At 35.0% G+C, this 13,974-nt stretch carries 11 protein-coding genes; 5 read left to right on the top strand and 6 right to left on the bottom strand.

Annotation, left to right across the window (positions count from 1 at the left end; all coding sequences use genetic code 11):
• Nucleotides 1–61 precede the first annotated feature (61 nt).
• The 3 genes from H9I37_RS06700 (at nucleotide 62) to H9I37_RS06690 (ending at nucleotide 2,914) form a co-directional block, all read left to right on the top strand.
• The gene (locus H9I37_RS06700; RefSeq protein WP_187381680.1) at nucleotides 62–490 is read left to right on the top strand and encodes a V-type ATP synthase subunit K; all 429 of its coding nucleotides are present in this window, start codon (nucleotides 62–64) and stop codon (nucleotides 488–490) included.
• 218 nt (nucleotides 491–708) lie between these two features.
• The gene (gene ispG / locus H9I37_RS06695; protein WP_187381679.1) at nucleotides 709–1,794 is read left to right on the top strand and encodes a flavodoxin-dependent (E)-4-hydroxy-3-methylbut-2-enyl-diphosphate synthase; all 1,086 of its coding nucleotides are present in this window, start codon (nucleotides 709–711) and stop codon (nucleotides 1,792–1,794) included.
• Nucleotides 1,795–1,819: 25 nt separating this feature from the next.
• The gene (locus tag H9I37_RS06690) at nucleotides 1,820–2,914 is read left to right on the top strand and encodes a tetratricopeptide repeat protein (RefSeq protein WP_187381678.1); all 1,095 of its coding nucleotides are present in this window, start codon (nucleotides 1,820–1,822) and stop codon (nucleotides 2,912–2,914) included.
• Between the two features lie 7 nt (nucleotides 2,915–2,921).
• On the opposite strand, the gene H9I37_RS06685 is transcribed toward H9I37_RS06690, so the two are convergent.
• Both H9I37_RS06685 and wbaP read right to left on the bottom strand, forming a co-directional pair.
• A complete protein-coding gene (locus tag H9I37_RS06685) occupies nucleotides 2,922–4,535 on the bottom strand; it encodes a hypothetical protein (RefSeq protein WP_187381677.1) in 1,614 nt (537 codons plus the stop codon).
• 2 nt (nucleotides 4,536–4,537) lie between these two features.
• Complete coding sequence (gene wbaP, locus H9I37_RS06680) at nucleotides 4,538–6,001, bottom strand: undecaprenyl-phosphate galactose phosphotransferase WbaP (protein ID WP_187381676.1); 1,464 nt, start codon at nucleotides 5,999–6,001, stop codon at nucleotides 4,538–4,540.
• A 93-nt stretch (nucleotides 6,002–6,094) separates the two neighbouring features.
• On the opposite strand from wbaP, the gene H9I37_RS06675 reads away from it, so the two are divergent.
• Both H9I37_RS06675 and H9I37_RS06670 read left to right on the top strand, forming a co-directional pair.
• Nucleotides 6,095–7,780, top strand: coding sequence for a hypothetical protein (locus H9I37_RS06675; RefSeq protein WP_187381675.1), 1,686 nt, complete (start codon nucleotides 6,095–6,097; stop codon nucleotides 7,778–7,780).
• A 23-nt stretch (nucleotides 7,781–7,803) separates the two neighbouring features.
• Nucleotides 7,804–9,711 carry a hypothetical protein gene (locus H9I37_RS06670; RefSeq protein ID WP_187381674.1) on the top strand — a complete coding sequence of 636 codons (1,908 nt, stop codon included), beginning with the start codon at nucleotides 7,804–7,806 and terminating at the stop codon, nucleotides 9,709–9,711.
• On the opposite strand, the gene H9I37_RS06665 is transcribed toward H9I37_RS06670, so the two are convergent.
• From H9I37_RS06665 to H9I37_RS06650, 4 genes are all read right to left on the bottom strand, one after another.
• The gene (locus H9I37_RS06665; RefSeq protein ID WP_187381673.1) at nucleotides 9,708–10,802 is read right to left on the bottom strand and encodes a glycosyltransferase; all 1,095 of its coding nucleotides are present in this window, start codon (nucleotides 10,800–10,802) and stop codon (nucleotides 9,708–9,710) included. The genes H9I37_RS06670 and H9I37_RS06665 overlap by 4 nt on opposite strands.
• On the bottom strand, nucleotides 10,799–11,842 hold the full coding sequence (locus H9I37_RS06660; protein ID WP_187381672.1) for a glycosyltransferase family 4 protein: 1,044 nt from the start codon (nucleotides 11,840–11,842) through the stop codon (nucleotides 10,799–10,801). The genes H9I37_RS06665 and H9I37_RS06660 overlap by 4 nt, the downstream gene beginning before the upstream one ends.
• A 93-nt stretch (nucleotides 11,843–11,935) precedes the next feature.
• A complete protein-coding gene (locus tag H9I37_RS06655) occupies nucleotides 11,936–12,988 on the bottom strand; it encodes a glycosyltransferase family 4 protein (protein WP_187381671.1) in 1,053 nt (350 codons plus the stop codon).
• Nucleotides 12,985–13,971 (bottom strand): glycosyltransferase family 8 protein, encoded by a 987-nt coding sequence (locus H9I37_RS06650; RefSeq protein WP_187381670.1) that lies wholly within the window; start codon nucleotides 13,969–13,971, stop codon nucleotides 12,985–12,987. Before H9I37_RS06650 ends, H9I37_RS06655 begins: the two co-directional genes overlap by 4 nt.
• Nucleotides 13,972–13,974 lie beyond the last annotated feature (3 nt).

The following is a 13,974-nucleotide window of genomic DNA, read 5'->3' as shown; positions in this document are numbered from 1 at the left end:
TAGACTTAAAATATAAAGAAATAAGTACACCCAAAAAGTGGGTGTTTACAAGGAGTAAAATATGGATTTTTTTGGTATGCTCGGAGCTGCTATTTGTATGGGTATTGCTGCAATAGGTTCAGCAATTGGTATTGGGATTGCCGGTCAAGGTGCAATCGGGGCTTGGAAACGCTGCTATGTTAATAACAAACCAGCTCCTTTCATTTTGACTGTATTTGCAGGTGCTCCTCTGACTCAGACAATTTACGGTTTTCTTTTGATGAATATTAAATTGAAAACTCTTGGTGCCGAAAATCCGGGTATGGCTCTTGGACTTGGTTTAGCTTCAGGTCTTGCAATGTGTTTCTCTGCTATTGCACAGGGAAAAGCCGGAGCTGCCGGTTCTGATGCCCTTGGAGACACAGGAAAAGGTTTTGCCCAGTACATCATGGTCGTTGGTCTTTGTGAATCTGTAGCATTGTTCGCTATGGTATTCTCTATGATAGCATAGTCACAATCACGTAAATGAAAACACGAAGGGGCTGTCCAAAAACTTCAGTTTTTGGACAGCTTCCTTGATTTTATGTGCGACGTTTAAAATTAAGTCATTATAATATAAAGACTTAATTTTAAACTCGACAGGCTGTCGAGAAAGTAATCGACTTTTGAGACAGCCCCATTTTTTTTGTACAATTGATTTATCTTTCAATCATGTGATATTATCAATATATGTCAATAAAGATTTTTTTAGGCGGCAAGGGGATTACAAATCGAATTTCTATAGGTGGTGATTCTCCAATCTCTCTACAGACTATGTGGAAAGAGCCGATCAACGATATCTCTTCCGATACACAAAAACTAGATAGTACACTAAAACAGATAAATGATTTGCAACTTTTAGGCTGTGATATAATCCGTTTTGCCGTTCCCGATATTGAAAGTGCAAAATCTCTTTCCATCATTGCAGAAAGAACTTCGATGCCGCTTGTCGCAGATATCCATTTTGACTATAGGCTTGCCATTGAATGCCTAAAAGGAAACGTTGCTGCAATTAGAATCAATCCCGGCAATATAGGTTCTTTCGAAAATACAAAAAAGGTAGTTGAGGCTTGCCGCGAAAACGGAGTTGCCATTCGGATTGGAATCAATTCAGGAAGCCTCCCCAAAGATTTACAGGAACAGATTGCGCTTGGGAATATGAGCCGCTCACAAGGACTTTGCGAAACTGCTGTACGAGAAGCTGAAGTGTTTGACAAGCTGAATTTTAATCAATATGTCGTCAGCATGAAATCTAGCGATGTCACTGAAACTGTTGAATGCAACGAATTTTATGCTGAAAAATACAACAATCCGCTTCATCTTGGAGTTACAGAAGCAGGTCCTCTTATCGGCGGAATCGTAAAATCGACGATGGCATTTCAGACTCTTTTAAATCAAGGAATCGGTGATACGATTCGGGTAAGCCTTTCTTCAAGCCCAGAAAATGAAGTTATCGCTGGTTTGAACATTTTAAAAGAATGTGGCAAAAGAAAAGGCGGTGTAAAAATTATTAGCTGTCCGCGCTGCGGCCGAATTGGTTTTGATGTCCACAGTTTTATCAACAGATGGCAAAACAAACTTTTGTGCATGAATAAAGATATTTCAGTTGCCGTGATGGGTTGTGTTGTCAACGGGCCTGGAGAAGGTAAACATGCCGACATTGGAATTGCCGGCGGAAACGGTAAAGCAATTATTTTTAAAAAAGGCAAAATAGTGCGAACGATTGATGAAAAAGATGCCGATAAAGTATTCGAAGAAGAATTAAAATCTTTTTAGCGATCAGATTTTGGATGTTTATAATATGAGAAAAATCACAAGTTTTGTTTTTACGTTTTTTTTATTGAGTTTTAATTTTTTTGCGGTCAGCACAGAGTCTGTTGACCAGAGCGTAAAAGAGTATCGCAAAGCTGTTGAGGCGTTTGACGAACAGGACTATGGAAAAGCGTTGAAATATTCAGAAAACGCGATTTTATACAGGAGTCAGCAGATTGAAAAGCAGATCGATGTGTTGAAAAAATCCCTTTCTTCTAAAAAAGTTCAAATGGCAGGAGACAGCATATCATCAATTTTGAAAATTCTTGAAAGCCGCAAAGAAAAAGAGACAATCAGCATTATAAACAGCTATCTCAAAAAGAAAGGAAATGATTATTTTAACAACTCTTTGCAAAATCTTCTTGATTATATGAATGCGTCAAAAGTTTACCCCGAAGCGCACAAAATAATCGGGGACATTTACAAATTGGAAGGCGAATACACTTTTGCCGAACAATATTACAATCTGGCGCTTGAAAATTCTGCCGTACTTGATATTCCTGACGAAAAATATGAAATTTTGTACATGCTCGCCGATATAAGCAGATTGAAAAATGATAAAGAAAAAATGGAAATCCGCCTTTTAAATATTTTGACAGAAGATAAAAATTTTAAAGATAGAGCCTTGAAAAGTGCGATGCGATTTGTCTTGGAATCGGAAAAAGACGATTCGATGGCAAAGTTTTTTAATCTTTACAGAGCTGATTCTTACAATTCGATTGACGCTTACAATCAGCTTGCAAAATATTACTATGATGAAGGTGCCCTCGATAAAGCGATTGATTTTGCTTCGTTGAGCGTTATCACAAGCCTGACAAAGACAATTGAAATCCTTCAGTTTCGCAATTCAGAATATTCTTACAAAGACCTCGAAACATTTTTTCAAGAAGTATCATTTTACAATGACATAATTGAATGGGGCAATAAATACGGAGTCTGGCAAAGTTTTAATATTTTTGCACTCTACGCAGAGAAAGCCGGATATAAAAAGTTTTCGAGAAATCTTTTAAAAGTTCTTGTACAGTATATGCCTGATGAATACTGGCAGAAAAACGCAGTTTTGATTATGTCACAAATAGACTAAATCAAAATCAATAGAAAAGTCCAATTCCGATGAACACTTCGTTATTGTGAAAAAGCGCTGATAACTTATCTTCATCTGATTTTAAAATCTTTTTTATATCAAAACCTATACTTGCACGAATTGTGTAACTTGACCATTTAAGCGGATAGACAAGAACTTCGAGCCCTGCTGCATATAAGCCTTCTTTTATAGAAAGCATTTCGCTTGTCTCTCTGTTATAAATCAAAGCAGCATCAAAAAAAGGAGAGAGCTGACAGCTGAAGTTGATGAGCTGATATTTAAAATCGGTCGTAAAAAGATGGAATGGAAAATCAAAATTTACAACGACTGCTGTAGAAGTTGAATATTTTGGAGCCATTGGGTCTGTGAGGTTTCCGTAGTTTATATCATTTTGTTCGTCAAGAATTCCTCGCAAACGTGGACCGATTTTTTCACCGTAACTGTATGTGTTTCCCGAATTGTAAAAATAATGAAATGCATAAAAATCAAGAGAAAAACCATATATGTTTAAGACAGGAGTATCGAACAGCTGTGTATTCGCATAAAATTTTGCTTCTAAAGAGATATAAGGCGAAAAATCATTTCTTTGAAAGTTGTATGTATACGAGTTTTTAAAAACAATATCATAACCAGTTCGAAAATTATCATTCCAGTTTACTTTTGCGGAATATATTTTCTGTCCGATTGTGACGGCAGGGCTTGAAAGATCCGAATTTCCTTTTGAAATTCCGTCAAAATCCCAATTGTAATCAAATGAAATATACGGTATATAATACAGTTTTGAAAGGTTTTCAAATTTTGCGAGAATTATCGGCATCGAAAAAATTGCTTCTTCTTTAAAATATGTATCATCATTAAATTTTTGATAATCGTAATTTTTAAAAAAATACTGATACGCTTCGCATACAAAAGAAATATTTTCGTAAGGAAAAAGAAATTTTACCCCTGTTTTTAGATTCCATTCAGGAGTTTTATTTCCAATCGTATATGAAATTTCGTAATTGTTCAGCCACGCAGCAGAAATTTTGCCGATTGTAAATGGAAAATCATAAGAAAACCCTGCAACAGGTTCAAGCCCTTTTGATGAGTGCTTTAAAGCGATTTCAGCATTCAACGGATTCATCGTACCCAAAAAGTTAGTATCTTTGACTTTTATTTTAAACGAAAGCCCTGAATTTGAGTTATATTTTCCATAAGGTATTGCAAGAAGATGGAGAGAATCATGCAACGCTATTTTTACAATTATATCTGTAATGTTTTTATCATAATTATCCGAAGGTGAAGCTGATTTATTTGAACCGATAACTGATTCGTATGAGATATCGACGCTTTGAAAATGCCTTGAGTTGATTAATTCTTTTTTATATTTTTCGAGATATTGAGACAACTCGTCTTCGTTTTTAAAGATTCTTTTTTTATCGAGTGGATAATTTCTAAAAAGTGCTGCTTTGCCAGTTTTTCCAAGAAATTTAAAACCTGATTCAGTGATTGAGTATTCTGTAGCTGAAATTTTATATCCTGTTTCATTTATCGGATATGATGAATCTGAAGTTTCCGGCTGCTGTGAAAAGGCAAAGAAAAAATTAAAAATCAGGCACAGACAAAAAATTACTTTTTTCATTATCAGTATGCACCTTTGCCAAGCAGAACTACATAAACAGTTTTTATTAAAATCCAAATATCAAGCCAGATTGACCAGTTTTGGATATAGTAAGAATCAAGCGCAATTCTCTCTTCGTAACTTGTGTCTGACCGTCCTGAAATCTGCCACATCCCCGACAGTCCCGGCGTAACTGAAAGCACATAATCTTTATAACTGCCATATTTTACAAGTTCAGGTTCAGTCACAGGACGAGGTCCTGTAAGGCTCATCTGTCCGGCAATGATATTCAAAAGCTGTGGAAGTTCATCAAGGCTTGTCTTTCTTAAAAATTTGCCCCATTTTGTTATGCGCGGATCATCTGTAAATTTTCTGTCTTTTTCCCATTCAGCACGACGGACAGGATCTGTTTCAAGAATCTCTTTGAGTATTTCCTGCGAGTTTATGCACATTGAACGGAATTTCAGACAGCTGATGCTTTTTCCGTTTTTTCCAACTCGTTTGTGGCAGTAGAAAACAGGACCTTTTGAAGTGAGTTTAGTTATAATTGCAAGAATAATGAAAACCGGAATCCATATTGGACTGAAAAAGACAATAATGCAGATATCCATAAGCCGTTTGATTAAAAGATTAAATTTAAAAGTCAAATTGTGGATTGAAGAGAAACCGATGATTCCTGCAATATCTTTTATCTGCTGTGTTGACGTAAATGTGCTTTGATTGAGAGCAACTGAAATCGTATATCTGTAAGAGTACATGATTTCTCTGATTTCTCCCTTATAGCTGCATATAACTGCTGTTTTTATGTTATATGCCTTTATCCTCTTTAAGATATCATCAGAAGGCGGAAAAACAGGAATCCCTTTGTATTCTCCATTTTTTGTTGCAGATGAATCAATTATTGCTGCGGGATGATAACCTAAAGATTTGTGCGCAATCATTCTGTCTATAACTTCATCAGCGCTGTTTCCTGTACAGTAGATGATCGAGGGAACTCCCCACCATTTGTAACGAGAGAATAGAATCTTTGAAAATTGGCGAACTCCCGGCATGAGAAATATCGAGATGAAAAATGAAAAGAAAAATGCGAGTGCTATGGCTCTGTTATAGCTGTCGCGAATAATAAATTTCTTTACTTCTTCAATATCTACATAATCAGAAAAAATAAGTGCAATTAAAATTGCAGTGAATCCGAAAAAATTGCATGCGGTAAATTTTTGAACTTCTTCAGTTGGAGGAATCATAATTCCAGGATAAAGCCCTGTAACTCCATATAAAATCAAGATAAACGGAACAAAAATAAAATAGTTTATTACTGATTTGAAATTTAGAGGAGAAGGAGAAATGAGGTTCGCTATAAAAAAACCGATTACAAAACACAAACTGAGAATTAAAGTGTCAACCAAAAATAAAGAAAAACCCGAAATGAAAGAACTTCTGTGAGGAAAATTTTTTCGTAAATATTTTGTAAACTCGTCGAGCGACATCTTCATAATTCTACTATGAGATTATTTTTTTTACAACTGCGAATGTTTAGTTTTGCAATTGTAAAAAATGGGAAAAAATGTTATTTTTTTTAAATGCGGAAAAGATTTTTTCTTTCAATTTCAATTTTATTTTTATTTTCGTACTCGTTTTTTTCAGCTCAAAACAACACACAAGTGATAAAAAGCAGACATTGGGTTTATGATGCTTTAAATACGATTTCTTCAGAAGCAGGGCTAACACAATTTTTAGATGTACAGCCTATGACAATTTTTGAGATGAAATATTACCTAGATAAAATCGAATACGAAAATCTGTCTGATTCAGGGAAAGTCCTTTATGACAAATGCACATCTTTTTTTGAAGAAGAAAACAAAAAAAACTTTGTGAAAAACAGCGATTTAATCTTTTTTGTCAACGCAATTGCTTCTCCTGAACTCTACTTTAAATCAAATCCACAAATAAACTGGACTTTCAATTACTTTTTTAACGACAATGCAATTACGTTCCCTGCAATCATCGGGTTTTCAAACTGGGTTACAATTCAATCAGATTATTTCGTAGGCAAAAATTATTATGCTCAGCAGGAAAAAAATAATCTTACAAATATTCCTTTTGGAATCAGCGAGATTGAATTTATGCAACCGCGGTTTGTATATTCAAGCATAGCGCACAGTTTTAAAAATTGGGGATTTAATTTTATTATCGGAAAAGAAGGTCTTAAAATCGGAAAATCAAAATTAGGAAGCATCGTATACAACGATACTTTTGAAACTGACGTATATTTTAAGCTTGATCTGTATTCCGATTATGTAAAATATTCTATCGATGTGGCGCAAGTCGATGTCGATAAGTATTTATATCTGCACGAGCTGAGAGTCAGACCTTTCAAAAACTTTTATATTGGAGTTATTGAAGGCTCTCTTTTGAACGATTCTTTTGAACTGCGATATTTGAATCCGCTTATGGCGATGCATTCTTTCGGCTCTTGGACGCAGTATGGAAACAAAATGCCTAAAGGCGATTATGAACATTACGGTGAAGGGAAATTCTGTGCATATTTTTGCATGAATTTTGAATATACTCCTATATCAAATTTAACAATTTATGGAATGTATGCGCAAAATGAAATGCTCGATCCGGGTGGAAATCGTTCTGACAAAGCTCTTTGCATGCCGGACAGTTTAGGTGGGCAAATCGGTATAAAATACAACATTCCACTATTTGATAACTACTTGAGCATAGGTTTTGAAGGACTATATACATCTCCGTATCTATACGTAAAACAGAGCCCCGACTGGTCTTTGCTCAAAGAAAGATACGATATGCATCGCGGTGGACCAATTTACACTTGGATAGGTTCTCCTCTCGGTCCTGATACATTTGCAGCCCAACTCAGCGCCGAATATCAAAATCATGCAAAATGGGAAGCTGGAATCTCATATCTTCTCGCATTACACGGAAGAAACTCTGCACAATACTTATTCAGCCAAAAAAGTAAAGCCGATGGAAGATATCATTATTATCCATGGGTTAAATACAACGAAGCAAAAAACGAAGAAGAAAGAAAAAACGCTGTCAAAGAAAGCCGCAATATGTGGATGACAGGCGATATTGAATACACAAATACGATCGCATTAAAAGGAAAATACATTTTTAATAAACATATAAGTGTTATGGCTCAGACAGTGTATTCTTTTATTTTTAATTGCAACAACTTGCCAGGCAATTTTCAGCATGGAATTGAACTTTCAGCAGCTGTCGAATGCAATTTGTTTTAAATAAGGGAAATAAGGGAAAAACCATGAAAAAAATAATTTTAACTACTTTGACTTTGCTGACAATGTTCTTCTCGGCATTTACTCAAAATTATGTTTCCGAAGAATTAGGTAATGAAATATATAACATCCTAGATTATGCAAAGTTGAAAGGTGTGATTTTATCGCTTTCCGGTAATAAACCGTATCCAAAAAAAATGATTCTTAAGGCAGTCGATGAAATTCTTGAAAGCGGCGTTGATTTTTCACAAGAGTTTATTCAGCTTTTAAATGATTATAAAAACAAAAATATGCTTGACGATGGCAAAAAAAACAGCGTTGTCAATTTTAGATTTCAAAATTCAAAAGACAGCAAAGTTCACGTGTTGTTTTTATATGATTCATCTAATGAGACAATAGCTTCAGGTGGACTTTACAATAAAAAATCTTACTTACAGTGGGGATTCGACAACCTTTTTCAGATTCGGTTTAGAGGCGATATTGGAGACAATTTTTCTTACATGATTAAGGCTGTCGCAGATTTGACAAGGATGCCTTTGGTTCATCTTTCAGATGATTATTTATGCGGTTACGCATGGTATGATACAGGAAGCAGTGGAAGCCAAGAGAGAACAATAAAAAAATATTTAAACACAGCTTATCTGCCGTATTCATATTCTAAAAGATGGAACGGTCAGATGTACTATCTTGAAAACATGAGTGCATCAGGTCTTGAAGGCTGGGCATTTAAAACAGGTTTAAGCGGCGGTGTTGAATCTGAGATGAGAACGTCATTTCTTGATGAAAAAATTATTGTTGGAGGCGGTCGCTTTAGACGAGAGATTGCGGGAATGAACGAGGGGAGTTCTCTTGTGTTAAATTCAAAAGCACAGCCTTTTTTCTCTGTAGACTTTCAAGCAAATCCTTTTTCTTTTATAAAATATACAAGCGTTACAGGAATTCTTGAATATCCGAATCAGGACTATATCAACAAGAATTATTTACCAAAATCAAATCCTTCAAAATATGACGACACGCAGATGTGGCAGAATGCTTTTTCTGTAAACATGATTGAAATAGATACAAAACATGTTCATGCTGATTTCGGAGGTACTGTAGTCTGGCCGAAGCGTTTTGAAATCGGGTATATTTTTCCGCTTACAAGTTATCTTGAATATCAAAACCATATAGGGGACTGTGACAATCTCTCGTTATTTGCAGACCTAAAATTGAGATTACCGAATATCGGTGAAGTTTGGACTTCTTGCTTTATTGACGAAATTAATGGTTTAAATAATAACCCGTTCACAGATTCAAGAGACATGTTTGCTTATCAAGCAGGCGTAAAATATGTTGTTCCCAAACTTGCTCTTGCGACTATTTCATTCCGTTACACAAAAATTGAGCCATATTGTTATACACATCATGCGATCAACTACACGCCGTGGTATCCTTATTACATAAGTGAAAACTATACAAACAATGGCGAATGTCTTGGATATTATCTTCCGCCGAATTCAGATGAATTTTTACTTAAGTTTGATTGGACTCCTGTCAGCATTTTTGATTTCAATGCTTCGTATCAATTTATCCGACACGGAGCTGATTATGGTTCTCAACAAGTTCCCGGAAGCTCTTTATATTCCGAGATGACTCCGTATAATCGCGACAGTTTGAAAAAATATTTTTTACACGACGGCGCTTATAACTGGATTCACGTGCTGTCTTTTGGCGGTAAGTTAAATCTGTCAAAATCAAAAGTTCCTGTTGAACTGTACGGCAATCTAGGATTTATTGTCAGTTATTATACAATGATCGATTATAATTCTTATGATAAAAGCGGACGAGCGTCGAAAGGCGCAAATTTTAATACGCCATATTCAACTGTAAATACGGAAGAATATCCGTTGATTTTTGGCTCTGTGCTTACAATTGGTGCAAAGTTTTCATTCTAAATACGTTTTCTTTCATCGAGCAGTTTTTTCATTTTGAAGATAAATTCTTCAGGAGCAAACTGCCGGACGTGTTTTGTATATGATTCTCTATCTGAAAACTGCTTTGCATTGTCTTCGAATTTTTTAATACATTCTACTAAGGAGTCTGTTGTCTGTTCATCAAAAAATAAACCGGTGACGTTTTCTTTGATAGAATCTATTGCGCCGCCTTTACGATATGCAATTACAGGACATCCGGCAGAGTTTGCTTCTACAGGAATAATTCCAAAGTCTTCTATACCCGGAAATAAAAGAGCTTTTGCCTGACTTAAAAATTCGGCAACTTTTTCATCGCTCACTCGTCCTGTAAAAACGACGAGACCTGAACGGACATATCTTCTAGCGTCTTTTGATTTTCCATCTCCAATCACTACGATTTTTCGTCCGGCTTTGATGCAGGCTTCAATCGCAATGTCTGCACGTTTATATCCTACTAGTTGTCCAAAAAAAAGGTAAAAATCTTTTGGATTGCGAGGATTATTTATGTATTTGTTTATGTTGCAAGGCGGAAAAACGACATCTGATTCTCGATTATAATAGCGCTTTATTCGGGAAGCGACAAATGAAGAGTTTGCAACAAAATGATCTACCAAATTGCTCGACATAACATCCCACTGCCGCAAACTCGGAATCATCTTTTTCATAAAAAACTTTACGATTGCGTTTGATTTTGAAAAATATTGATGATACATATCCCATAGATAACGCATAGGGGTATGGCAATAACACAGATGAAATGCGTTTGGGTTAGGGCAGACTCCTTTTGCAGGGCCGGATTCACTTGAAATAATTAAATCATAAGAAGTTAAATCCAACTCCATAAGAGCGTTCGGCATAAAAGGCATATATTTTTGATATAATTTTTTTGCAAAAGGGTATTTATTGACTTTTGTCGTATATATTTTATGTTTTTTTATCGTCTCTGAAATATTTTTTTCGTTATAGACATTCGTGTAAATATCAGCTTCAGGATAAATTTTACAGAGTTCTTCAAGGACTTTTTCACCACCGCGCATCGTTACGAGCCAGTAATGTACAATTGCAACTTTCATTTTAGAGCTCCTTTTATAATTTCAAACGTTTTTTCAAAAGAGTATCGATTGTTTTTTATTTTTGGAGAAGGCTTATTAAAGCTTTCTATGATTTTTTTACATAAATCATCGGAATTGCCAGCCTTAAAATAAGTTACGGGAAAATCTTTATAGATTTCTTTGAAGACGGGGATATCGGACAGTACGACATTTGTCCCAAGACTCAATGCTTCCATCGGAGGCATTCCAAACCCTTCATATAAAGACGGTTGAACAAGCAATTTTGCTTTGGAATAATATTGATTTAATTTTTCATCAGATATTCTGCCAGTAAATTCAACCGAATCTTTTGGCATTGCGTTGATTTTTTCAAAGATAGAAGAGTCTTCAGTGCGAAAATTTTCTGCATTCCCGACAATAAAAAGTTTTGCATTTAATCCTTTTGATAATGCTTTTTGAAATGCATGTAAGAGAATATCAAGCCCTTTGTGTTTTTTTATATTTCCTGTAAACAAAATCATATCAGATTTTGCAACTATTTTGCTATCATTTTTACAAAACCATTGTGGGACTGCATTGTAAGTGACGATGACAGGAGTGTTCAAAGTTTTTAAGTGATGTTCAATTCTCTCTTTAGAAAAATTAGAGACTGTAAAAACGGCTTTTGATCTGTTTATCGCACGCTGATAAAACCACTTTCTGATAATTGTCCCGATTTTTCCAGCAAGTTCTTTCACATCAAGAAAAACTACATCGTGAATCGTCGAATAGATTGGAATTTTTATCCTGCACGGAATGTTGCAGTATGGAGTGTAATAGATATCGCATTTATTTATTTCAGCCAAAATCGCTTTTGGGAAAAAAAATAATTCTTTCAGTGAAAAACTTTTTATATTGCAGTCGATTATTTTCACAGACTTAAAATTTAAGTATTCTTTTAATAAGTCTGCGTCTCCGAGTAACGTACATTGATAATTTTCAACAAAAAACGGGAGAAGGGATTTCAGATAAGAACCGATTCCTCCGCTTTTAATCATTCTGCAATCGATGAAAAGTTTCATAAAATTATTTTATATCCTGTTAAAGTTTTTATAATAAATCATAATAGTTTTTATTACGTACGGCAAGTTTATGTAACGCGGTAGGAAGCACAATCACTCGAATTCCAAGAGCTGATAAAGCCGATGCGCCGCATTTTTATAAGTGTACTTTTCTAAAATTTTTGAAGGATTTTCAACATTTTTTGAAATAAGCTCTTCGAGGTTTACATCTGTATTGTCAGGCGAAATATAGTAAGCACAGTCCTGATAGATTTCCGGTAAAGATGCTGCATTTGAAACAACAGCCTTTGCCCCTACAGAAAGAGCTTCGAGAGGAGGGATTCCAAATCCTTCGTAATAACTTGGGAAGATGAACGCTTTGCATTTTTTCATGAGGGCTTTTACATTCCCGTCGCTGACATATCCTAAAAGTATGACATTTTTCAATGTTTGAAGTTTTTTTAATTCAGGTGGTACAAGACCGGATATCGCTTTTCCTGAAATTGCAAAAAGCTCTTTCGGATTTTTTTCAGCATAATCTGCAATCCATTTAAGATTTTTACGCTTTGAAAGGCTTCCAAGCGTAAAATAAAAATCTCTTGCTTTCAACAAAGGAAACTTTTCAAAAATTGAAAAATCTTCTTCAACTTCAGAAAAATGCTCCCATCCGTTTGGTATGACAAAAATTTTTTCTTCAGGAATTTTATATGCTTTTGCAATCTGCTTCTTGCTGAACTCGCTTACGGTAAGCAAAAGTTTTGCACACTTTACGGCATAAAAATACATCATACACATATAAATTTTTATCAATTTATCTTTAAAAGAGCTAAAGTCTTTAGGATAAAGTTTTGCATAAATATCGTGAATAAAAACTATGCCTGGACAAAAAAGTGGAGCAACATTTGAAAAACTTAGAGGAATAAAACGATTTTTTTTTACAAAATTTCTAAAAATAACATGATCCCAATATGGAAATCTTTTGCATTCTTTTTTTGAATACAAACATTTTATATTTTTATATTTTGGCTTGATTTTCGCATTTGCAGGAATGTAGATTCCAATCTTATCTTTAGGAATAATGCTGTCAAGATTTTTGCATATTTCAAAGGCAAATCTCTCAATTCCCGTGAGATTTCTGCATAAAAAAGCGCCGTTTACAATTATCATTGTATTCCCTTAAATTTATTTTTAATTTCCAATATTTCTCTATCAACACTTATATATCGTGTGATAAGCGCCGGCATTATGTGAAGTTTTCCAAGAATCAGTTTTGTGTATTTTTTAAACTTCATGTATCCGACGTATTCTTCAGATTTTTGAAGAGTCTTCCATTGCGTCCGTTCTTGAAAATAATCCCAAAGAGGATCATACGGATTAAAACTGTGCGTGTGCCATGGTTTTGAAGGACCTGTAAAGTGAATTATACACGGTGAACGAGGGGAGTTTAGAGATTCTTTTAACACATCGTCATCTTTTATAATCATATTTGATGGATTTTTTCGCAAAAAATCAAGCTGAATGTTATATCTTGATGGAGCTCGTAAAATAGTTCCATGAAGCACAGCGTTCAACGCATCTTGATCGTGCGCGAGACATAATTCTTTATGTTCTACTACAAACGCAATTGCTTTTTTTGCAATATCATTTTTACGCCACCATTTGAGGTTTATAAGGAGCATGCCGGCATTAAAGTAATGATATTTTACATCGTAGAGAAGCCGTGTTGTGATTTTGTCATCATCATAAAACATATCTGCGGTCATAGCGACTGAGTAATTTGATATGTCAGTGTCGTAAAAATCTTTTAAATTATCTACGACGAGCATGTCGCAGTCTGCATAAAGCACTTTATCTACAGATTCAGGGAGGATAACAGGCAAGAGGAGTCTATAATATGTAGCAAGAGAAATATGATCGCCTTTTCTAACGGGGAAATCTTTTAGTTTATTTAAATCGAGAGACACAAACTCAATGTTTTTGTTGTATTTTATAACTGTGTCTGTCAATTTTACTTTGTCATCATCTGACAGAGAGTCGCTTACAACATAAAAAGTGATGTCGTTACATGTGTTCGATACGCAGACAGAAGTCATAAAAACTCCCGCCTGCATCACAAATCTATTGTCTATACAAATCGCTATATTGATCATCTT

This window comes from Treponema sp. Marseille-Q3903 (assembly GCF_014334335.1).
Lineage (GTDB): Bacteria > Spirochaetota > Spirochaetia > Treponematales > Treponemataceae > Treponema_D.
Note: the sequence above shows the minus strand (reverse complement) of the source record. Positions and strands in the feature narration are given on the sequence as shown.